Genomic DNA, 20,233 nt, shown 5'->3' on the forward strand with positions numbered 1-20,233 from the left:
TAGAGAAGCACCTTCCATTGCGGCAGGCCGATCGCGAGGCCGGCCTCGGTCAGGCCCTTGGGGATTGACAGAAAGGCGCCGCGGACGATCTCGGCGATGTAGGCGCCAGCGTTGACGACGATGGCGAGTACGGCGGCCGACATCGGGTCCATGCGTACGCCCGCGAGCACCGGCAGGGCGAAGTAGAGGAACATCACCTGCACCACGATCGGCGTGCCGCGGATCAGCTCGATGTAGGCGAAGGCGATCGCGTTCAGGACCGGCCCGCCATAGGCGCGCATCAGGCCGGCGATCAGGCCGAGGATGGTGCCGCCGACGAGGCCGGCGACGGCGATGAAGACGGTGACCCTTGCGCCGGCCATGAGCTGGGGCATGAAGGTCGGAACGACGGACCAGTCGATCTCCAAGGGGCGGGCCTCCGGACGCGAGGAAGTGGGGAGGGCGGCCGGAGCCGGCCGCCCGGGAGGCGTCAGCTCGCCGGCTTGGTGCCGAACCACTTCTCGTAGATCGCGTCGTAGCGGCCGTCGGCCTTCATGGCGGCGAGCGCCTCGTTGACCCTGGCGGTCAGCTCGCTGCCCTTGGGAAAGCCGATGCCGTATTCATGCGCCATCATCTGCTCGCCCACGGCCTTCACCTGCCCGCCGCCGGCGGTGGCGATGTAGTAGAGGACGTTCGGCGTGTCGTGCATCGCCGCGTCAACGCCGCCGGTGCGCAGCTCGAGATAGGCGTTGTCGATGTTGGGGAACTTGCGGAGCTCGGTGTCCTTGAAGTTCTCCTCGGCATAGTCGGAGGACGAGGTGCCGGTCTTCACCGCGAGCTTCTTGCCGGCGAGGTCGGCGTAGCCGGCGATCTCGCTATCGGCGGGGACCATGAGGAGGAGGCCGCTGTCGTAGTAGCCGTCGGAGAAGTCGATCACCTCCTGGCGCTCCGGCTTGATGGTGATGCCGGCGAGCGCGACGTCGACCTGGCCGGTCTGCAGCGCCGGGATGATGCCGGCGAAGTCCATCGGGCGGAGCTCGTAGGTGACGCCGATCTCTTGGGCGATCGTGTCCCACATGTCGATGTCGAAGCCGACATACTTGTCGCCTTCCTTGAACTCGAAGGGCACGAAGGCGGTGTCGGTGGCGACGACGAGGTCCTGGGCGCGGGCGGTCCCGACGCCAAGGGCGAGCACGGCGGCTCCGACGAGTTTCACGAAGTTCTTCATCGCGGGGATCCCTGTTGCTGGTTCGGTCTGGCGCGGCGCAAATCGTATCCGGAGATCGCAAATCAGTTTGCATGAATTGTCCATTCGTGCAAGTTATTTTGCAAGGCGTTCCCGCTGCGCAAGAGGATGACAACTGTGTCCGACCACGTCTTCGGCCGCTCCACCAAGGGCGTCCTGCCGATCGCCATGCGGGGCGACGGCTGCTACATCATTGATTCCGTGGGTAGACGGTATCTCGACGGCTCCGGCGGCGCGGCGGTGTCCTGCCTCGGCCATTCCGATGCGAAGGTCCGCGCGGCAATCCGCGGCCAGCTCGATTCTCTCGCCTTTGCGCATACCGGCTTCTTCACCTCGGAGGCCGCCGAGTCGCTCGCTGACCGCCTGGCCGCCGAGGCGCCGGCGAGGCTGGAGCGCGTCTACCTCGTCTCCGGCGGCTCCGAGGCGATGGAGGCGGCGCTGAAGCTCGCCCGCCAGTACATGGTCGAGACCGGCCAGCCCGGCCGCCACCGGGTGATCGCCCGCCGCCAGAGCTACCACGGCAACACCCTCGGCGCGCTGGCCGCCGGCGGCAACGCCTGGCGGCGCGCGCCCTTCGCGCCCCTCCTCGTCGAGACCAGCCATATCTCCCCCTGCTACGAATATCGCGAGCGCGGCGAGGGCGAGAGCGTCGAGGCCTACGGCCGCCGCGCCGCCGACGAGCTCGAGGCCGAGATCCGGCGCCTCGGGCCGGAGACGGTGATGGCCTTTCTCTGTGAGCCGGTCGTCGGCGCCACCGCCGGCGCGGTTCCGGCGGTCCCGGGCTACCTCAAGCGCATCCGCGAGATCTGCGACCACCACGGCGTGCTGCTGATCCTCGACGAGGTGATGTGCGGGATGGGGCGCACCGGCCACCTCTTCGCCTGCGCCGAGGACGGCGTCGCGCCGGACATCCTTGCCATCGCCAAGGGGCTCGGCGCCGGCTACCAGCCGATCGGCGCGATGCTCTGCACGGCGCGCATCTACGACGCCATCGCAGCTGGCAGCGGCTTCTTCCAGCACGGGCACACCTACATGGGCCATCCGATGGCCGCCGCCGCGGCCGGCGCCGTGCTCTCGCGCCTGCTCGACGACGGCGTGCTCGCACGCGTCCGCCCGCAGGGCGAGAAGCTCGACGCCGCGCTCCGCGCCGAGCTCGGCCAGCATCCGCATGTGGGCGACATCCGCGGCCGCGGGCTCTTCCGCGGGATCGAGCTCGTCGCCGACCGCGAGACCAAGGCCCCCTTCGACCCCGCCCGCGGCGTCCACAGGAAGGTCAAGGCGCTCGCATTCGAGGCCGGCCTCATCTGCTACCCGATGGGCGGCACGATCGATGGGATGCAGGGCGATCACGTTCTCCTCGCCCCGCCCTTCATCATCGAGGACGCGGAGATCGACGAACTGGTGACGAAACTCTCCACCGCCATCCGCGGCGCGCTCGCGGCATGACGCCGCTTCCGCGGATCATGGTCGCGCCGAACGGCGCGCGGCGGACGAAGGCCGACCACCCGGCGGTCCCGATCACCATCCCCGAGATCATCGCCTGCGCGCGCGCCTGCCACGCCGCGGGGGCCGACGGCCTGCATGCCCATGTCCGCGACGCCGAAGGCCGCCATGTCCTCGACGCCGGCCTATACGGCGAGCTTCTCGCCGAACTCGCCCGCGTCGTGCCGGCAATGCAGGTGCAAGTGACGACCGAGGCGGTCGGCCGCTACACCCCGGCCGAGCAACGCCTGCTCGTCGAGACGCTCCGTCCGCCCGCCGTCTCGGTCGCGCTCCGCGAGATCACCGCCGAGCCCGAGATCGCCGTTACTCGCCGCTTCTTCGGTTTCTGCGCCGAGGCGGGCATCGCCGTGCAACACATCCTCTACGACCCGGACGAGATCGACCGCCTCGCCGCCCTCGTGCGCGAGGGCGTCGTGCCCGCGGACGGGCTCCAGCTCATCCACGTCCTCGGCCGCTACACGCCGGGACAGGTCTCCTCGCCGGCGGACCTCACGGCGCCTGTCACGCGGCTTGCCGCGACCCGCCTTGTGGCCGACTGGGCCGTCTGCGCCTTCGGCCCGGCCGAGACCGCCATCCTCGTCGAAGCCTGTCGCTTGGGCGGCAAGGCCCGGGTCGGCTTCGAGAACAACCTACTGAATGCCGATGGCACTGTCGCCTCAGACAACGCCGAGCGCGTGGCCGAGCTCGCCGATCAAGTCGGACGGCGAAACCCTCATTGATTGAATGCGGGCGGAGAGCCGCCGTTCGCCGTAGCGGCGAGGATCAACAACCGAGGCGGAAGGCCGTCGTTCGCCGCCCCTTAAGAGTATCCGTGGCACGGTCGGTCATCCGGTGCCGCCTGCCTGCGCTCGATGCACGCCGAGGCCTGCTGGCAGGGTGGTGGCAACTGGCGCGGTCGATCGACGCAGGGGTCGTTGACTCCGGCGGATCGGGTCCGCAGTCTTGGCCATCCGCCAGAGGCCGAAATGACGCAGAGCATTCGGAAGGAGGACTGGGAGCGATACCGCGCGCTGGGGGAGGTTCCGCCGAGCGTCCGTGAAGTCGTGCTCCGGTCCTGGGAGCGGTCGCGGGCGGCCCGGACCGGAGACCAGCTCAAGGCGGCGCCACGGCTCGGCGAGGAGGATCTGGCCGAGACGCGGAAGCGGAGCCGGCGGCTGCGCGGCGCGGCCAGAGGTGCGCTCGAGCGGGCCGGGTATCTGCTCGGGGATTCCGAGAGCATGCTGCTGCTCTGCGACGCGGCGGGGGTGGTGACCGACGCGGTCGGCGACTCGAGCGTGATGGATCGCGGGCGGGAGAACCACCTGCAGCCGGGCGGGCGGTGGCTGGAGGCGACGATCGGGACGAACGCCATCGGGACGGCGCTGCACCTCGGGCGGCCGGTGGCGATCACCGGGGTCGAGCATTTCTGCGAGGAGATCCAGCGCTGGTCCTGCGCCGCGGCGCCCGTCACCGATCCGGCGAGCGGTCGGCTGATCGGCGTCGTCGACGTGTCGGGGCCGGCGGGGCGGCTGCCGCGGCAGGCGGCCGCGCTCTCGGGCGCCGTCGGGGCGCAGATCGAGGAAGCGCTGCGCCAGGCCGATACCGAGGAGCACCAGCGGCTGGTGGAGCGGCTGCTGGCGCGGGGCGGGCGCTGGGCGAGCGACGAGGTGGTGCTGCTAGACCGGTTCGGGCGCGAGGTCTACGCCTCGGAGCGGTTCCGCGGCATGGCGGCGGAGTTCGGCGACTTCGAGGCGGCGCGAGCGCTGCTCTCGGCCGGGGATCTCGACGGAGACGGCCTGGTCGAGGCGCTGAGCGAGACGCTGCCGGGGGCGAGCGTCGACCTGATGCTCGAAGGAGCCGAGGCGGTCGGGGTGACGATCGCGCTACGTCGCAGCCGGTCGCGGGGCGAGGCGGACCGGCTGCCGACGCTCGACTGGATCGGCGGCGGCAGTCCGGCGATGGCGGCGATCTGCGCGCAGGCGAAGGCGCTGGCGAAGGGCGGGGTGCCGCTGCTGATCGCGGGGGAGACCGGGACCGGCAAGGAGCTGGTGGCGCGGGCGATCCACCGGGAGGGGCCGCTCGCCGCCTGCCCGTTCGAAGTGCTGAACTGCGCGCTGCTGACCGTCGACCGGCTCCGCGACGACATTGCGGCAGGCGAGGGCGCGGCGCGGCTGGGGCGGACCGGCGGCGTGCTCTGTCTCGACGAGCCGCTGGAGATCCCGGAGGCGGCGCAGGCGATGGTGGCGCGGCTGGTCGAGAAGCTGATGACGGAGGCGGGGGCGCGGCTTGCCGTGGTGACGCTGACGACCGGCGACCTCGCGGCGGCGACGGCGGACGGACGGCTGCGGGGCGACCTCTACTATCGGTTGGCGGGGGCGGCGCTGGAGCTGCCGCCGCTCGCGGAGCGGCGGGAGGACGTCGGGCGGCTGGCGCGATTCTTCGCGGAAGCGGTGGCGCGGCGCAGCGGGCGGCGGGAGGTGCGCTTCACGCCGGCGGCGATGACGCGGCTCGAGGCGCACGACTGGCCGGGGAACGTACGGGAGCTGCGCAATCTCGTGGAGACGATGGCGGCGATCTCGACGAGCGGGATCGTCGACCTGAGGGACCTGCCGGCGGGGATCCGGGAGCCGCGGCGGGCGGCGGGGGCGGAGACGCTCCGCGGGCGGGAGCGGGTCGAGATCCTCGACGCGATTGCCGAGACAGGGGGCAACCTGACCGAGGTGGCGCGGCGGCTCGGGATCGCCCGGTCGACGCTCTACGTGAAGCTCGACGAGCACGGGATCGAGCGGCCACGGCGGCACTGATCGCCCGCGTCGCACGCGTGCGACTCCGGGTAACATGTTGATCTATCGACATGTTCCCTCCGGCGTTAACCGGATTTGCCATATTCGTTAACGGCACCGTCGTTCGCGGCTGCGACAGCTGTATTGCGTCCGCAACATGTCCGGCGAAACGTCCGACATCCGGACGACCGCCGGACACGCGCTGGCGGCATCCTTGCCCCCGCGTCGCATCGAAGCGGCGCCAGGACGGGAGGGATTTGACCGTGCCTTTGGACAAGGAGAATGTCCGCCGCGTGCAGGTGCTCGGCATCGACGCGGGCGGGACGATGACCGACACCTTCTTCGTCGACAGCGACGGGGACTTCGTGGTCGGCAAGGCGCAGTCGACGCCGCAGAACGAGGCGCTGGGCCTCATCGCGTCGTCGAAGGAGGGCCTCGAACACTGGGGCCTGACGCTCGAGGAGGCGCTCGGCGAGATCCAGACCGGGGTCTATTCCGGCACCGCGATGCTCAACCGCGTGGTGCAGCGGAAAGGCCTGCGCTGCGGGCTGATCGTCAATGCCGGGATGGAGGACTTCCACCGGATGGGCCGGGCGATCCAGGCCTATCTCGGCTTCGCCTACGAGGACCGCATCCACCTCAACACCCACTATTACGACGAGCCGCTGGTGCCGCGCCACCTGACCCGCGGAGTCATGGAGCGGATCGACATGTCGGGCACCGTCGTCATCCCGCTGCGCGAGGAGACGGCGCGGGTCGCGGCGAAGGAGCTGATCGCCCAGGATGTCGAGGGGATCGTGATCTCGCTCCTCCACTCCTACCGTAATCCGGAGCATGAGCGGCGGGTGCGCGACATCGTGCAGGAGGAGGTCGCGGCCTCGGGCAAGACGATCCCGGTCTTTGCCTCGACCGACTATTATCCGGTCAGAAAGGAGACGCATCGCACCAACACGACGATCCTCGAGGCCTATGCCGCCGAGCCGTCGCGGCAGACGCTGCAGAAGATCAGCAGCGCCTTCAAGGAGAACGGATCGAAGTTCGACTTCCGGGTAATGGCGACGCACGGCGGCACCATCTCGTGGAAGGCCAAGGAGCTGGCGCGGACCATCTCGTCGGGACCGATCGGCGGCGTGATCGGGGCGAAGTACCTGGGCGAGACCCTCGGCTATGCCAACATCGCCTGCTCGGACATCGGCGGGACCTCCTTCGACGTGGCGCTCATCACCCAGAACGAGCTGACCATCCGCAACGACCCGGACATGGCGCGGCTGGTGCTGTCGCTGCCGCTCGTCGCCATGGACTCGGTCGGAGCCGGGGCGGGCAGCTTCATCCGGCTCGATCCCTACACCAAGGCGATCAAGCTCGGGCCGGATTCGGCGGGCTACCGCGTCGGTGTCTGCTGGGAGGATTCGGGCATCGATACGGTGACGATCTCGGACTGCCACGTCATCCTCGGCTACCTGAACCCCGACAACTTCCTCGGCGGGCAGGTGAAGCTCGACCGGCAGCGCGCCTGGGAGGCGATGAAGGACCAGATCGCCGACCCGCTCGGCCTCTCGGTCGAGGACGCGGCGGCCGGCGTCATCGAGCTGCTCGACAGCGACCTGCGCGACTACCTGCGGTCGATGATCTCGGGCAAGGGCTCGACGCCGGGCAACTTCGTCTGCTTCAGCTACGGCGGCGCCGGGCCGGTGCACACCTACGGCTACACGGAAGGCCTCGGCTTCGAGGACGTGATCGTGCCGGCCTGGGCGGCGGGCTTCTCGGCCTTCGGCTGCGCGGCGGCGGATTTCGAGTACCGCTACGACAAGTCGCTCGACATCAACATCGCGGTCGACGCGAGCGGCGATCTCAAGGCGGCGCAGGCGCAGACGCTCCAGGCCGCCTGGGCCGAGCTGAAGGCCCGCGTGCTCGAGGAGTTCGAGCTGAACGGCTACGGGCCGGACAAGGTGACGCTGCAACCGGGCTTCCGCATGCAGTACCGCGGACAGCTCAACGACCTCGAGATCGAGAGCCCGATCGCCTCGGCCGCGACGGCGGAGGACTGGGACAGGCTGGTCGAGGCGTTCAACGACACCTACGGCCGGGTCTATGCCGCCTCCGCCCGCTCGCCTGAGCTCGGCTACTCGGTCACCGGCGCGATCATGCGCGGCACGGTGCCGATCCCGAAGCCGCGCATCCCCAAGGAGGAGCTGGCCGGCGAGACCCCGCCGGAGTCGGCGAAGCTCGGCACGCGCAAGTTCTATCGCAAGAAGCGGTGGGTCGACGCGCAGCTCTACCGGATGGAGGCGCTCCAGCCCGGCAACCGGATCACCGGCCCCGCGGTCATCGAGTCCGACGCCACCACCTTCGTGGTGCCCGACGGGTTCGAGACCTGGCTCGACGGCCACCGGCTGTTCCACCTCAAGGAAGTCTGAGGGAGAAACGAGATGAACGTCCAGACGACGATCGAGACCCGCGGCATCGTCCGCGGCGGGGAGACGCTGAAGCAGCACCGCGACCGGCTGATGGAGGCGACGAAGCGCACGAAGCACTATGCCGGGCTGACCCGGATGGAGCTCCGCGACAGCGACCCGATCAAGTACAACAAGCTCTTCTCGCGCCTTCGCGCCGGCGTGGTCGACGCCCGCGAGACGGCGAAGAAGATCGCGGCCTCGCCGATCGTGGAGCAGGAGGGCGAGCTCTGCTTCACCCTCTACAACGCGGCCGGCGACTCCATCCTGACCTCGACGGGGATCATCATTCACGTCGGCACCATGGGCGCGGCGATCAAGTACATGATCGAGAACGACTGGGAGTCCAATCCGACGATCCGCGACAAGGACATCTTCTGCAACAACGACAGCCTGATCGGGAACGTGCATCCGTGTGACATCCACACGATCGTGCCGATCTTTCACGAGCGCGAACTGATCGGCTGGGTCGGCGGCGTCACCCACGTGATCGACACCGGGGCGGTGGGGCCGGGCTCGATGACGACGGGGCAGGTGCAGCGGTTCGGCGACGGCTATTCCGTCACCTGCCGCAAGATCGGCGAGAACGACACGCTGTTCCGCGACTGGCTGCACGAGAGCCAGCGGGCGGTCAGGACCACCCGCTACTGGATGCTCGACGAGCGCACCCGGGTCGCCGGCTGCCACATGATCCGCAAGCTGGTCGAGGAGGTGATCGCCGACGAGGGGATCGAGGCCTACTGGAAGTTCGCCTACGAGGCGGTGGAGCACGGCCGGGTCGGCCTGCAGAACCGCATCAAGGCGATGACCATCCCGGGCAAGTATCGGCAGGTCGGGTTCGTCGACGTGCCCTACGCCCACGAGGACGTGCGGGTGCCGTCAGACTTCGCCAAGGTCGACACGATCATGCACACGCCGTCGGAGATCACCATCCGCGGCGACGGCACCTGGCGGCTCGACTTCGAGGGCTCGTCACGCTGGGGCTGGCACACCTACAACGCGCATCAGGTAAGCTTCACCTCCGGCATCTGGGTGATGATGACCCAGAGCCTGATCCCGACGGAGATGATCAACGACGGCGCCGCCTACGGCACCGAGTTCCGGCTGCCGAAGGGCACCTGGATGAACCCCGACGACCGGCGGGTGGCCTTCGCCTACTCGTGGCACTTCCTGGTCTCGTCCTGGACGGCGCTCTGGCGCGGCCTCTCGCGCGCCTACTACGGCCGCGGCTATCTCGAGGAGGTGAACGCCGGCAACGCCAACACCTCGAACTGGCTGCAGGGCGGCGGCTTCAACCAGTACGACGAGATCCATGCGGTCAACTCGTTCGAGTGTGCGGCCAACGGCGTCGGCGCCAGCGCCATCGCCGACGGCATCAGCCATGCCGCGGCGGTCTGGAACCCCGAAGGCGACATGGGTGACATGGAGATCTGGGAGCTGGCCGAGCCCCTGCTCTACCTCGGCCGCCAGATCAAGGCGTCCTCGGGCGGCGCGGGCAAGTATCGCGGCGGCTGCGGGTTCGAGTCCCTGCGCATGGTCTGGAACGCCAAGGACTGGACCATGTTCTTCATGGGCAACGGCCACATCAGCTCCGACTGGGGCCTGATGGGCGGGTACCCGGCGGCCTCGGGCTACCGCTTTGAGGCCCACGACACCGGGCTCAAGGAGAAGATCGCGGCGGGCCTGCCGATCCCGCATGGCGGCGACACCGATCCGGGGGCGCCGACCTACGACGGACTGCTCGAGGGGGCGCGGATCAAGCGCGACAAGCAGGCGATCACCACCGAGGCGATGTTCAAGGACTACGACCTCTACCTCAACTACATGCGGGGTGGCCCCGGCTTCGGCGACCCGCTCGACCGCGAGCCGCAGGCGGTGGCGGACGACGTGAACGGCGGCTACCTGGTGGCGCGGTTTGCCGAGAGCGTCTACGGCGTGATCCTGGCGCCGGCCGGCGACGGCCTGCTGGGCGTGGACGTGGCGGCGACCGAGGAACGGCGCAAGGCGGTCCGGGCGTCGCGGCTCGCCACCTCGGTGCCGGTCTCGGAGTGGATGAAGGCGGAGCGGGAGAAGATCCTCGCGAAGGACGCGGGCACGCAGGTGCAGCAGATGTTCGCGGCGTCCTTCAAGCTCGGGCCGAAGTTCGAGACCGAGTTCCGCGCCTTCTGGGACCTGCCCGAGGACTGGAAGCTCCTCGAGGCCGACCTGCCGATCCCGTCCTACGGGCGCGAGTACTCGATGGACCTCTCCGAGCTGCCGGACGTCAAGACCGTCCAGTTCGTCGAGGAATGACCAACTCGGCCGCGCCCACCTCCCCCGGGCGCGGCCCCCTTTCACAGCGATTATTCCGGGAGGACCCGCGAAATGGCCTACACCAAGGCGAAGATCAGGGATCTGGTCGACGGCAAGATCGATCGTGACACCCTGCACACCATGCTCTCGACCCCGAAGGACCGCGACCGGTTCGAGATGTACCTCGAGATCCTGCAGGAGCAGGTGCCGTGGGACGACCCGATCATCCTGCCGCTCGGGCCGAAGCTCTTCATCGTGCAGCGCAAGTCCGACAACAAGTGGATGATCCGCAGCTTCGCGGGCCACGATTTCTGCGCCTGGGACGAGAACTGGAAGCTCCACGCCCGCATCCGGGTGCGCGAGACGCAGGAGCAGATGGAGGAGCTCTATCCGAAGCTGATGGCGCCCACGACCGGCTGGCAGGTGATCCGCGAGTATTTTTGCCCGCTCTCGGGCGACCTCCTCGACGTCGAGGCGCCGACGCCCTGGTATCCGGTGATCCACGACTTCGAGCCGGACATCGACACCTTCTACCGTGACTGGCTCGGCAAGGAAATCCCGGCACGCGCTTGAACGACCTGCCTTGCACCAGGCGGCGCCCTGTCTCGGGCGCCGCTCCTATTTCGTGTCATCACTCTGGGAGGTGAGGGACATGGACGAGGCGGTCGCCGGGGTGAAGCGCTGCCCGAACCCGATGTTCGGCCCGAGCGAGATCGAGATCCGCCCGGTCTACGAGCTCTCCGACTTCGCCCTCACCCTCAGGATATCATTTCTGCCGGAAGATAGCGCGCATCCTGGCGGGCCAATCGCACGGGAGCCGAGAGCCCAATGCGCATTATCGCCGGCCTTGCCGCCCTGCTGGCCCTCCTCGCGGCGGGCGGGGTGGGGTGGATCCTGTGCTCCGCCCTGGCGGTGACCGGCGACGCGGAGCGCCGGCAGGGCGAAGGGCAGGCGGAGGGGGCCGGCGATCCCGTCGCCGGCGCGGCCCAGCCGCTCGATCGTCACCTCGCGCACTTCCGGAAACCGTTCGTTGCTGCGCCGGCCTCTTCTGCCGGGCCGCTTGCGGGAATAGGTTCGCAGGCGGAACGGATCAAGGAGCGACCCACATGAGCAGCCCCGCGGCGGCGCCGATCGCAGCCGGCACCCGCATCGGCCACGTGCACCTGAAGGTGGCGGACCTCGAGCGCGCGCTCGGCTTCTACTGCGGCGTGCTCGGCTTCGAGCTGATGCAGAAGTACGGCAGGGAGGCGGCCTTCGTCTCGGCCGGCGGCTACCATCATCACATCGGCCTCAACACCTGGGAGAGCCGGGGCGGCACGCCGCCGCCTGCGGGGCATACCGGGCTCTACCATACGGCCATCCTCTACCCGACGCGGCGCGATCTCGCCGACGCGCTGCGCCGGCTGATCGCGGCGGGGATCGCGCTCGACGGGGCCTCGGACCACGGGGTCTCCGAGGCGCTCTACCTGCGCGACCCGGACGGCAACGGGGTCGAGCTCTACCACGACCGCCCGCGGGAGGAGTGGCCGCGCGATGCGGCAGGCAACCTCCGGATGGTGACCGAGCGGCTCGACCTGCAGTCGCTGCTGGCGGAAGCCTGAGGGTGGCGCAACGGCGGGCTGGACCTGTGGCGCGTTGTTGCTAACCTCGCGGCCTGGGTCCCGGCGACCGTCCTGCGTGCCAGACGGAGGTCAAGCGACTGAAATGGTTCACCTAATCCGGGCGATTCACCGGATTTTCATCGAGGTTAACGCGCCGATGCCGCGGGGCGGCTCATCTTGCGAAGGTCTCCCGGAAGCCGGGGGAGCGGGATGACGCGGATGGCGCGGGACGTGCTGCCGGTGCTGACCGTGGTGGCCGGGCTCCTCGTCGTCTGGTACGTGCTGGCCGTGGTGCTGAACGCGGGCTTCGCCCGCGACCAGGCCGAGCGCGACGGGGTGACGCTCGGGCCGAGGGCGCTGGTCGCCGCCACGCTCGAGCAGGAGCGGCCGCGGCTGCCTGCGCCGCACCAGCTGGCGGCGGAGCTCTGGAAGACGACGGTCGAGGTGGCGCCGACCTCGAAGCGCAGCCTGGTCTATCATGCCTGGGTGACGCTGGCGGCGACGCTGGCCGGCTTCGCGCTCGGGGCCGGGCTCGGGATCGCGCTCGCCATCGGCATCGTGCACGACCGGACGATGGACGCGAGCGTGATGCCCTGGGTGATCGCGAGCCAGACCATCCCGATCCTCGCCGTCGCGCCGATGGTGATCGTGGTGCTGGCCTCGGTCGGGGTGACCGGGCTGCTGCCGAAGGCGATCATCTCGATGTACCTCTGCTTCTTCCCGGTGGTGGTGGGGATGGTGAAGGGGCTGCGGAGTCCCGACCGGATGCTGCTCGACCAGATGCGGACCTGGAACGCGAGCGCGGCGCAGACGCTCGGCAAGCTGCGCTGGCCGGCGGCGCTGCCCTATCTCTTCGCCTCGCTGAAGGTGGGCGTCGCGGCGAGCCTCGTCGGCACGATCATCGGCGAGATGCCGACCGGTGCGGTGGCCGGCCTCGGGGCGCGGATGCTGTCGGGGAGCTACTACGGGCAGACGATCCAGATCTGGGCGGCGCTCGCCATGGCGGCGATGCTGGCGGCCGTGCTGGTGGGGCTGATCGGGCTCGTCGAGCGGGTGACCGCGGCGGCGATGGGGGGGCGGCGCTGATGGCGCTCGTCGCGGCCGCCGTCGCCGTCTGGCTGGTCGGCTGGTGGATCAACGCCCGCCTGGCGCGGCTGCCGCTCGAGGGGGCGGCGCGGCTGCTGCCGCCGCTCGTCTTCGGGGTGACGCTGCTGCTCATCTGGGAGCTGGCGGTGCGGGGGCTCGGGGTCAGCCCGGTGCTGCTGCCGGCGCCGAGCGCGATCTGGGCGCGGCTCGTCGCCAGCCTGCCGACGCTGCGCGCCGACGTGATGCAGACCTTCGTCAAGGGGGCGCTGTCGGGATACGTGATCGGCTGCGGGGCGGCGATCCTGACCGGGATCGCGGTCGACCGGATGCCCTTCCTGCGGCGCGGGCTGCTGCCGGTCGGCAATCTCGTCTCGGCGCTGCCGATCGTCGGCATGGCGCCGATCATGGTGATGTGGTTCGGCTTCGACTGGGAATCGAAGGCGGCGGTCGTGGTGCTGATGGTCTTCTTCCCGATGCTGGTGAACACGGTGCAGGGGCTGGCCGCGACCGAGCCGATGCAGGCCGACCTGATGCGGACCTATGCCGCGAGCTACTGGCAGACGCTGTTCACGCTGCGCCTGCCGGCGGCCTCGCCCTTCATCTTCAACGGCTTGAAAATCTCCACGACTCTGGCTTTGATCGGGGCGATCGTGGCGGAGTTCTTCGGCTCGCCGACGGTCGGCATGGGTTTCCGGATCTCGACCGAGGTGGGGCGGCTGGCGCTCGACATGGTCTGGGCGGAGATCGCGGTGGCGGCCTTGGTCGGGTCGGCGTTCTACGGCGCGGTGGCGCTCATCGAGCGGGCGGCCACCTTCTGGCACCCCTCGCAGCGGCGCTGACGGCGGACTGACCGGTTCCAACAGGGAGACAAGCAATGAAGACGTGGATGGCCGGCGCCTCGGCGCTGGCGATGCTTCTGGCCGGTGCGGCCGGCAGTGCGGCGTGGGCCGAGGAGGTGACGCTGCAGCTCAAGTGGGTGACGCAGGCGCAGTTCGCCGGCTATTACGTGGCGAAGGACAAGGGCTTCTACGAGGAGGAGGGGCTCGAGGTCACCATCAAGCCGGGCGGGCCGGACGTGGCGCCGGTGCAGGTGATCGCCGGCGGCGGGGCCGACGTGGTGGTCGACTGGATGCCGGCGGCGCTGGCGGCGCGCGAGAAGGGGCTGCCGCTCGTCAACATCGCCCAGCCGTTCAAGAGCTCGGGGATGATGCTGACCTGCCGCAACGATTCGGGCGTGACCTCGACGGACAAGTTCAAGGGGCAGACGCTCGGGGTGTGGTTCGGCGGGAACGAGTATCCGTTCCTCTCCTGGATGTCGAAGCTCGGGCTTTCGACGAGCGGCGGGCCGGACGGGGTGACGGTGCTGAAGCAGGGGTTCAACGTCGATCCGCTGCTGCAGAAGCAGGCGGCCTGCATCTCGACGATGACCTACAACGAGTACTGGCAGGTGATCGACGCCGGTCTGAAGCCGGAGGATCTGACCGTCTTCAAGTATGAGGACGAGGGCGTCGCGACGCTGGAGGACGGGCTTTACGTGCTGGAGGAGAAGCTGAACGACGCGGCCTTCGTCGACACCATGGCGAAGTTCGTCCGTGCCAGCATGAAGGGCTGGAAGTGGGCGGAGGAGAACCCCGACGACGCGGCGATGATCGTGCTCGACAACGACGAGACCGGGGCGCAGACCGAGAAGCACCAGAAGCGGATGATGGGCGAGATCGCCAAGCTGACGGCGGGGTCGGACGGCTCGCTCGATCCGGCGGACTACGAGCGGACGGTGGCGACGCTGCTGACGGCGGGGTCCGATCCGGTCATCACCAAGGCGCCGGAGGGGGCCTGGAGCCATGTGGTGACCGACAAGGCGCTGGCGGAGTAGGAGGCGGAATCTCCGGGGCGGCCGGGCGGGGCCCGGCCGCCTGCGGTTCAGTAGGTGGTGTTGGGCGAGGTGCGGGTGGCCTCGAAGAGGAACCAGGCGCGGCGCTCGCCCTCGTCGATCCAGTTCTCGAGCAGGCTCGCGGTCGCCACGTCGTTGTGCTCGTCGCAGGTGGCGTGCAGGCTGCGCATGGCGGCGACGCACTGCTGGTTGTCGCTGGCGAGTTCGGCCAGCATGTCCTGCGGGTCGACGTAGTCGGCGTCGTTGTCGGGGATGCGCTGGCGGCGGGCGATCTCGCCGATCGAGTGCAGTGTGGTGCCGCCGATCTTGCGAGCGCGCTCGGCGATCGGGTCGGTCATGGCGAAGATCTGCGCCGACTGCTCGTCGAGCATGAGGTGGAAGTCGCGGAAGTGCGGCCCCGACATGTGCCAGTGGAAGTTCTTGGTCTTGAGGTAGAGCGCGAAGGTGTCGGCGAGCAGCGTCGCGAGGCCTTCGGAGACGTCGCGGACGGCGGCTTCGCCGAGGTCGGAGCGGGTGCGCAGCCGCGGCTTCGCCTTCGCGGGGGCGTCCTTGGCCGACGTCGCCTTCGCGGCCTTGGGGGACGGGTTCTTGGCCATGCGGTCTCTCCTCCAGATGACTGGCGGCAAAGTCTAGCCCATCAGATGGCGAGCGCCAGTAGGGCGAAGATGAGCGCGGTCAGGGCGCCGTTGAGGCCCATGGCGATGCCGGCGAAGGTGCCGGCCTCCTCGCTGACCTGGAAGGCGCGGGCGGTGCCGAGGCCGTGGCTGGCGATGCCGGCGGCGAAGCCGCGGGCGGCGAAGTCGCGGATCCCGAGCAGGTTCATCAGGGGCGTCACGATGACCGCGCCGAAGATGCCGGTCAGCACCACGAGGACGGCCGCGAGGGCGGGGATGCCGCCGATCGTCTCGGTCAGGGCCATGGCGATGGGAGCGGTCACCGACTTGGCGGGGAGGGAGGCGAGGATCGGGGGCGGGGCGCCGAGCACCCAGGCGATGGCGACGGCGGAGCCGATGGCGGTGAGCGAGCCGGCGAGAAGGGCCGCGATCATCGGCAGGGAGTTGCGCCGGACCGCGAGGCGGTTGCGCCAGAGCGGCAGGCCGAGGGCCACGGTGGCGGGGCCGAGCAGGAAGTGGACGAACTGGGCGCCCTCGAAATAGGTCTGGTAGGAGGTCCCGGTCGAGGTGAGGAGCAGGATGAGGAGGCCGGCGGCGATCATCACCGGATTGGCGAGCGGGTGGCGGCGCAGGCGGAGCGAGACGGCGTCGCCGACCGCATAGGCGAAGAGGGTGGCGGAGAGCCAGAGGAGCGGCGTCTGGGAGAGATAGACCCAGATGCGGTAGAAATCGCCCGGCCCGCTCATGCCTGGCCTCCTGCGGCGCGTCGTTCCACCATGCGGGCCACGGCGCGGAAGGTGTAGACCGAGACGACGAGGGTGAGGATGGTCGAGACGATGAGGGCTGAGGCGATCGCCACCCAGTTGGCGGCGACGAGGCCCGCCTGCTGCACCACCCCGACCGCCGCCGGCACGAAGAGAAGCGAGAGGTTCTGCAGCAGCGTATCGGCGGCGGTGTCGAGCGCCGGCGCCGAGCGGCCGCGGACGAGGAGGAGGGCGAAGATGAGCCCCATGCCGAGGACGGGCCCGGGGAAGGGGATGCCGGCGGCGCGCACCAGGATCTCGCCGGTGAGCTGGCAGGCGAAGAGAAGCGTCAGCGCTTGGATCATGGCGGGAGCTCCGTGGGGAGAGTGACGGGGGTGTGTCGCGCGCGACTGATATCTAACTGTCTGGAACTGCTAGATCTCAGCTGCGCGGTCGGGGGCGGCGCGCCGTTTCATGGCAGAAGGCCGCCCTCCTGAAGCCAGGCTTCGAGGGCGGGGCGGACTGAGCGTTCGCCGGCGCGGCGGGCTGAATCGATGACGCGGCGGGCAGAGGAGAGGTCGATCTTGCGCAGGAGCGCCTTGACCGGGCCGATGGAGGCCGGCCGCATGGAGAGGTTGCGGAAGCCGATGGCGGCGAGACCCAGCGCCTCCACCGGACGGCCGGCGTCCTCGCCGCAGAAGGAAAGCGGCGTGCCCTGCCCGGCGCAGCGGCCGATGACGTGCTCGAGGAAGTCGAGGAAGCTCGTCGAGAGCATGTCGTAGCGGCGGCGGACCAGCTCGTTCTCGCGGTCGGCGGCGAAGAAGAACTGCTTCAGGTCGTTGCCGCCGATGGAGATGAAGTCGGCCAGCTCGAAGAAGCCGTCGCCGGCGAAGGCGAGGGACGGAACCTCGAGCATGGCGCCGATCTTCAGCTCGGAGGGCACGGTGTGGCCGAGCGACTGCTCGCGGATCATCTCGTCGAGGACGAGCCGCCGCCCCGCCTCGAACTCGCCCGGGTCGGCGACGAAGGGGAACATGATCCGGAGCGGGCGGCCCTTGGCGGCGCGGATGAGCGCCTGCAGCTGCATCCGCATGATGCCCTGGCGGTCGAGGGCGACGCGGATCGCCCGCCAGCCGAGGGCCGGGTTCGGCTCGTCGGCGCGCTTCATGTAGGGCAGCACCTTGTCCGAGCCGATGTCGAGGGTGCGGAAGACCACCGGCTTGTCGTGCGCCGCGTCGAGGATGCGGGAATAGAGCGCGGCGAGCTCCGAGCGCCGCGGCACGGTCGAGCGGATGAGGAACTGGAGCTCGGTGCGGAAGAGGCCGACGCCGAGCGCGCCGCACTTGGCGAGGCTCGGCAGGTCGGCCATCAGGCCCGCGTTCATGTAGAGGCCGAGGGTCACGCCGTCGCGGGTGGTGGCCGGCTTGTCGCGGAGCGCGGCATAGGCGGCCTGCGCCTCGTGCAGCATGTCCATCTTCTCGCGGAAGGCCTTGGCGACCGTCTCCTCCGGGCGGAGGTGGACGTGGCCCTGGTCGCCGTCGACGAGGATGGCGTCGCCGGTCATCGCCTCGCGGGTGATGCGGGCGGCCTGGATGACGAGGGGGATGGCCAGCGCCCGGGCGACGATGGCGGCGTGGCTGCCGACCGAGCCCTCCTCGAGCACGACGCCGCGCAGCTTGCGGCCATAGTCGAGGAGCTCGCCCGGGCCGATGTTGCGGGCGACGAGGATCGCGTCGGGCGGCAGCTCGCTGCCGTTGCGCTGGTCGCCGGAGAGCAGGCGCAGCAGGCGGTTCGAGAGGTCGTCGAGGTCGTGCAGGCGTTCGCGGAGGTAGGGGTCGGCGGCGCGCGACATGCGGGTGCGGGTGGCGGACTGCTCCTTCTCGACCGCGACCTCGGCGGTGAGGCCGAGGTCGATCGAGGCCTCCATGCGGCGCACCCACCCCTTGTCGTGGGCGAACATCCGGTAGGCGTGCAGCACGTCGCGGTGCTCGCCCGAGGCGTTGAGGTAGTCGGCGGCGAGCATCTCGTCGACCTCGGCCCGGAGCGCCTCGATGCCGGCGCGCAGCCGGGTGCGCTCGATCTCCGGGTCGTCGCTGATCGGCTGGGTGACGACGATCTGCGGCTCGTGCAGCACGACGGTGCCCTCGGCCGCCCCCTCCTGGCCGACGAGGCCGCGGACGAAGAAGGGGCGGCGGTGCGGCCGGTCCATGGTGCCGGGGCCGACGAAGGCGCCGAGCTCGGCCATCTCGGCGATGACCATGGCGACGACCTCGAGCGCGTAGATCTCGTCGTCGGTATAGTCGCGCGGCTCGCGGTTCTGCACCACGAGGACGCCGAGGACCTCGCCGAGGCGCTGGATCGGCACGCCGCAGAAGCTGGCGAGCCCCTCCTCGCCGGTCTCGGGCAGGAAGCGCCAGCCGCGGGTATGGGCGGCGTCGGAGGTCGAGAGCGGCTCGGCGCTCTCGGCGATCTGGCCGACGAGGCCCTGGCCGACGTGGAGGCGGGTCAGGTGGACCGATTCGGGGTTGAGTCCCTCGGTGGCGGAGAGCTCGAGCACGTCGTCGCGGCGGAGGTAGATCGAGCAGACCTCGGCCACCAGCCCCTCGGACACCAGGCGGACGATACGGTCGAGCCGTTCCTGGCCGCCGCCGGGCTCGGCCAGCGTGGCGCGCAGGCGCGTGAGCAGCACGCGGCTGCCGACGGCATCGGAGAAGGGCATCGACGTGGTTGCTTCCTCGGCGTTCAGCTGGCCTTGTCCAATTCGAAGGCATCATGGAGCGCCTGAACCGCGAGTTCCATATATTTGCGGTCGATCAGCACGCTCACCTTGATCTCGGACGTGGTGATGACCTTGATGTTCACCCCGTCGCGGGCCAGCGCCTCGAACATGCGGTGGGCGATGCCGGCCTGGCTGCGCATGCCGATGCCGACGATGGAGACCTTGGCGACGTCCTCGTCGACGTCGAGGCCCTGGTAGTCGAGGCTGCCGGAGGCCTTCGCCTTGTCGATGGCGGCGCGGGCGCGCGGCACCTCGTCGACTGGGCAGGAGAAGGTCATGTCGGTGCGGCCGTCGGCGGAGATGTTCTGCACGATCATGTCAACGTTGACGCCGGCCTCGGCGAGCGGGCCGAAGAGGGCGGCGGCGATGCCGGGGCGGTCGGGGACGCCGATGACGGTGAGCTTGGCCTCGTCGCGCGAGTGGGCGACGCCGCTGACGACACGCGATTCCATGATTTCCTCCTCGTCGCAGACGATGGTTCCGGGGGCGTCCGAGAAGCTCGAGCGCACCTGGAGCTTGACCTTGTAGCGCATGGCGAGCTCGACCGAGCGGGTCTGCAGCACCTTGGCGCCGAGGCTGGCGAGCTCGAGCATCTCCTCGTAGGCGACGCGCTCGAGCTTGCGCGCCTTGCGGGTGATGCGCGGGTCGGTGGTATAGACGCCGTCGACGTCGGTGTAGATGTCGCAGCGCTCGGCCCCGAGCGCGGCGGCGAAGGCGACGGCGGAGGTGTCGGAGCCGCCGCGGCCGAGGGTGGTGACGCGGCCCTCGGGCGAGATGCCCTGGAAGCCGGCGATGACGGCGTGCAGCCCCTCGCCGAACTTGCGGACGAGGCCGTCGGTCTCGATCTCGAGGATGCGGGCGGCGCCGTGGCTGGAGTTGGTGCGGACCGGCACCTGCCAGCCCTGCCAGCTGCGGGCGGGGACGCCCATCTCCTGCAGGGTGAGGGCCATGAGGCCGGAGGTGACGTTCTCGCCGGAGGCGACGACGGCGTCGTACTCGCGGGCGTCGAAGAGGGCCGAGGTCTGCCGCACCCAGGAGACGAGCTCGTTGGTCTTGCCGGCCATGGCCGAGACGACGACGGCGACGTCGTAGCCGGCCTCGACCTCGCGCTTGACGCGGGCGGCCGCGTTGCGGATGCGCTCGAGGTCGGCGACGGACGTGCCGCCAAATTTCATCACCAGACGGGGCATGGTCCTTGGCCTGCGGTATGGGGTGGACGGGCTCTCTTATCGGCTGGGTGAAGGGGCTTCAAGCTGGGGATTCGCGGCCCAAGCGCGGGTGGGG

18 protein-coding genes are annotated in these 20,233 nt (G+C 69.8%); 11 read left to right on the top strand and 7 right to left on the bottom strand.

Annotated features, from left to right (window positions below; genetic code table 11):
* Nucleotides 1-407 (bottom strand): ABC transporter permease subunit (locus Q0112_RS14115; protein ID WP_297976337.1); only part of this gene is annotated, 407 nt, incomplete at its 3' end.
* Between the two features lie 62 nt (nucleotides 408-469).
* Nucleotides 470-1,195 (bottom strand): glutamine ABC transporter substrate-binding protein GlnH, encoded by a 726-nt coding sequence (gene glnH, locus Q0112_RS14120; protein ID WP_297976338.1) that lies wholly within the window; start codon nucleotides 1,193-1,195, stop codon nucleotides 470-472.
* Between the two features lie 147 nt (nucleotides 1,196-1,342).
* Here glnH and Q0112_RS14125 point away from each other — a divergent pair, with 147 nt between their 5' ends.
* The 11 genes from Q0112_RS14125 to Q0112_RS14175 all read left to right on the top strand — a co-directional run bounded on the left by Q0112_RS14125 (nucleotide 1,343) and on the right by Q0112_RS14175 (nucleotide 14,795).
* Nucleotides 1,343-2,671: an aspartate aminotransferase family protein gene (locus Q0112_RS14125; RefSeq protein WP_297976365.1), complete on the top strand. Its 1,329-nt coding sequence runs from the start codon at nucleotides 1,343-1,345 to the stop codon at nucleotides 2,669-2,671.
* A complete protein-coding gene (locus Q0112_RS14130; protein ID WP_297976340.1) occupies nucleotides 2,668-3,447 on the top strand; it encodes a 3-keto-5-aminohexanoate cleavage protein in 780 nt (259 codons plus the stop codon). The genes Q0112_RS14125 and Q0112_RS14130 overlap by 4 nt, the downstream gene beginning before the upstream one ends.
* 246 nt (nucleotides 3,448-3,693) lie before the next feature.
* Nucleotides 3,694-5,511: a sigma 54-interacting transcriptional regulator gene (locus Q0112_RS14135; RefSeq protein ID WP_297976341.1), complete on the top strand. Its 1,818-nt coding sequence runs from the start codon at nucleotides 3,694-3,696 to the stop codon at nucleotides 5,509-5,511.
* A gap of 242 nt (nucleotides 5,512-5,753) precedes the next feature.
* Complete coding sequence (locus Q0112_RS14140; RefSeq protein ID WP_297976343.1) at nucleotides 5,754-7,907, top strand: hydantoinase/oxoprolinase family protein; 2,154 nt, start codon at nucleotides 5,754-5,756, stop codon at nucleotides 7,905-7,907.
* A gap of 12 nt (nucleotides 7,908-7,919) precedes the next feature.
* The gene (locus tag Q0112_RS14145; protein WP_297976345.1) at nucleotides 7,920-10,235 is read left to right on the top strand and encodes a hydantoinase B/oxoprolinase family protein; all 2,316 of its coding nucleotides are present in this window, start codon (nucleotides 7,920-7,922) and stop codon (nucleotides 10,233-10,235) included.
* Between the two features lie 72 nt (nucleotides 10,236-10,307).
* A complete protein-coding gene (locus tag Q0112_RS14150) occupies nucleotides 10,308-10,808 on the top strand; it encodes an acetone carboxylase subunit gamma (RefSeq protein WP_297976347.1) in 501 nt (166 codons plus the stop codon).
* A 255-nt stretch (nucleotides 10,809-11,063) separates the two neighbouring features.
* Nucleotides 11,064-11,345 carry a hypothetical protein gene (locus Q0112_RS14155; RefSeq protein ID WP_297976349.1) on the top strand — a complete coding sequence of 94 codons (282 nt, stop codon included), beginning with the start codon at nucleotides 11,064-11,066 and terminating at the stop codon, nucleotides 11,343-11,345.
* On the top strand, nucleotides 11,342-11,836 hold the full coding sequence (locus Q0112_RS14160) for a VOC family protein (RefSeq protein ID WP_297976351.1): 495 nt from the start codon (nucleotides 11,342-11,344) through the stop codon (nucleotides 11,834-11,836). The genes Q0112_RS14155 and Q0112_RS14160 overlap by 4 nt, the downstream gene beginning before the upstream one ends.
* A gap of 219 nt (nucleotides 11,837-12,055) precedes the next feature.
* Entirely contained in the window at nucleotides 12,056-12,922 is an 867-nt protein-coding gene (locus Q0112_RS14165) for an ABC transporter permease (RefSeq protein WP_297976353.1), read from the top strand.
* The gene (locus tag Q0112_RS14170; protein WP_297976355.1) at nucleotides 12,922-13,761 is read left to right on the top strand and encodes an ABC transporter permease; all 840 of its coding nucleotides are present in this window, start codon (nucleotides 12,922-12,924) and stop codon (nucleotides 13,759-13,761) included. Before Q0112_RS14165 ends, Q0112_RS14170 begins: the two co-directional genes overlap by 1 nt.
* A 35-nt stretch (nucleotides 13,762-13,796) precedes the next feature.
* The gene (locus tag Q0112_RS14175; protein WP_297976357.1) at nucleotides 13,797-14,795 is read left to right on the top strand and encodes an ABC transporter substrate-binding protein; all 999 of its coding nucleotides are present in this window, start codon (nucleotides 13,797-13,799) and stop codon (nucleotides 14,793-14,795) included.
* A gap of 47 nt (nucleotides 14,796-14,842) precedes the next feature.
* Here the strand turns inward: Q0112_RS14175 and Q0112_RS14180 are convergent, their stop codons facing one another.
* The 5 genes from Q0112_RS14180 to Q0112_RS14200 all read right to left on the bottom strand — a co-directional run bounded on the left by Q0112_RS14180 (nucleotide 14,843) and on the right by Q0112_RS14200 (nucleotide 20,139).
* Complete coding sequence (locus Q0112_RS14180; RefSeq protein WP_297976358.1) at nucleotides 14,843-15,409, bottom strand: DNA starvation/stationary phase protection protein; 567 nt, start codon at nucleotides 15,407-15,409, stop codon at nucleotides 14,843-14,845.
* A gap of 41 nt (nucleotides 15,410-15,450) precedes the next feature.
* Nucleotides 15,451-16,173: an LrgB family protein gene (locus Q0112_RS14185; protein ID WP_297976359.1), complete on the bottom strand. Its 723-nt coding sequence runs from the start codon at nucleotides 16,171-16,173 to the stop codon at nucleotides 15,451-15,453.
* Nucleotides 16,170-16,535, bottom strand: coding sequence for a CidA/LrgA family protein (locus Q0112_RS14190; protein WP_297976360.1), 366 nt, complete (start codon nucleotides 16,533-16,535; stop codon nucleotides 16,170-16,172). Before Q0112_RS14190 ends, Q0112_RS14185 begins: the two co-directional genes overlap by 4 nt.
* Nucleotides 16,536-16,642: 107 nt before the next feature.
* Nucleotides 16,643-18,889 (bottom strand): phosphoenolpyruvate--protein phosphotransferase, encoded by a 2,247-nt coding sequence (gene ptsP / locus Q0112_RS14195; protein ID WP_297976361.1) that lies wholly within the window; start codon nucleotides 18,887-18,889, stop codon nucleotides 16,643-16,645.
* A gap of 23 nt (nucleotides 18,890-18,912) precedes the next feature.
* On the bottom strand, nucleotides 18,913-20,139 hold the full coding sequence (locus Q0112_RS14200) for an aspartate kinase (protein WP_297976363.1): 1,227 nt from the start codon (nucleotides 20,137-20,139) through the stop codon (nucleotides 18,913-18,915).
* Nucleotides 20,140-20,233: the final 94 nt, after the last annotated feature.

The organism is uncultured Amaricoccus sp. (genome assembly GCF_937858865.1).
Lineage (GTDB): Bacteria > Pseudomonadota > Alphaproteobacteria > Rhodobacterales > Rhodobacteraceae > Amaricoccus.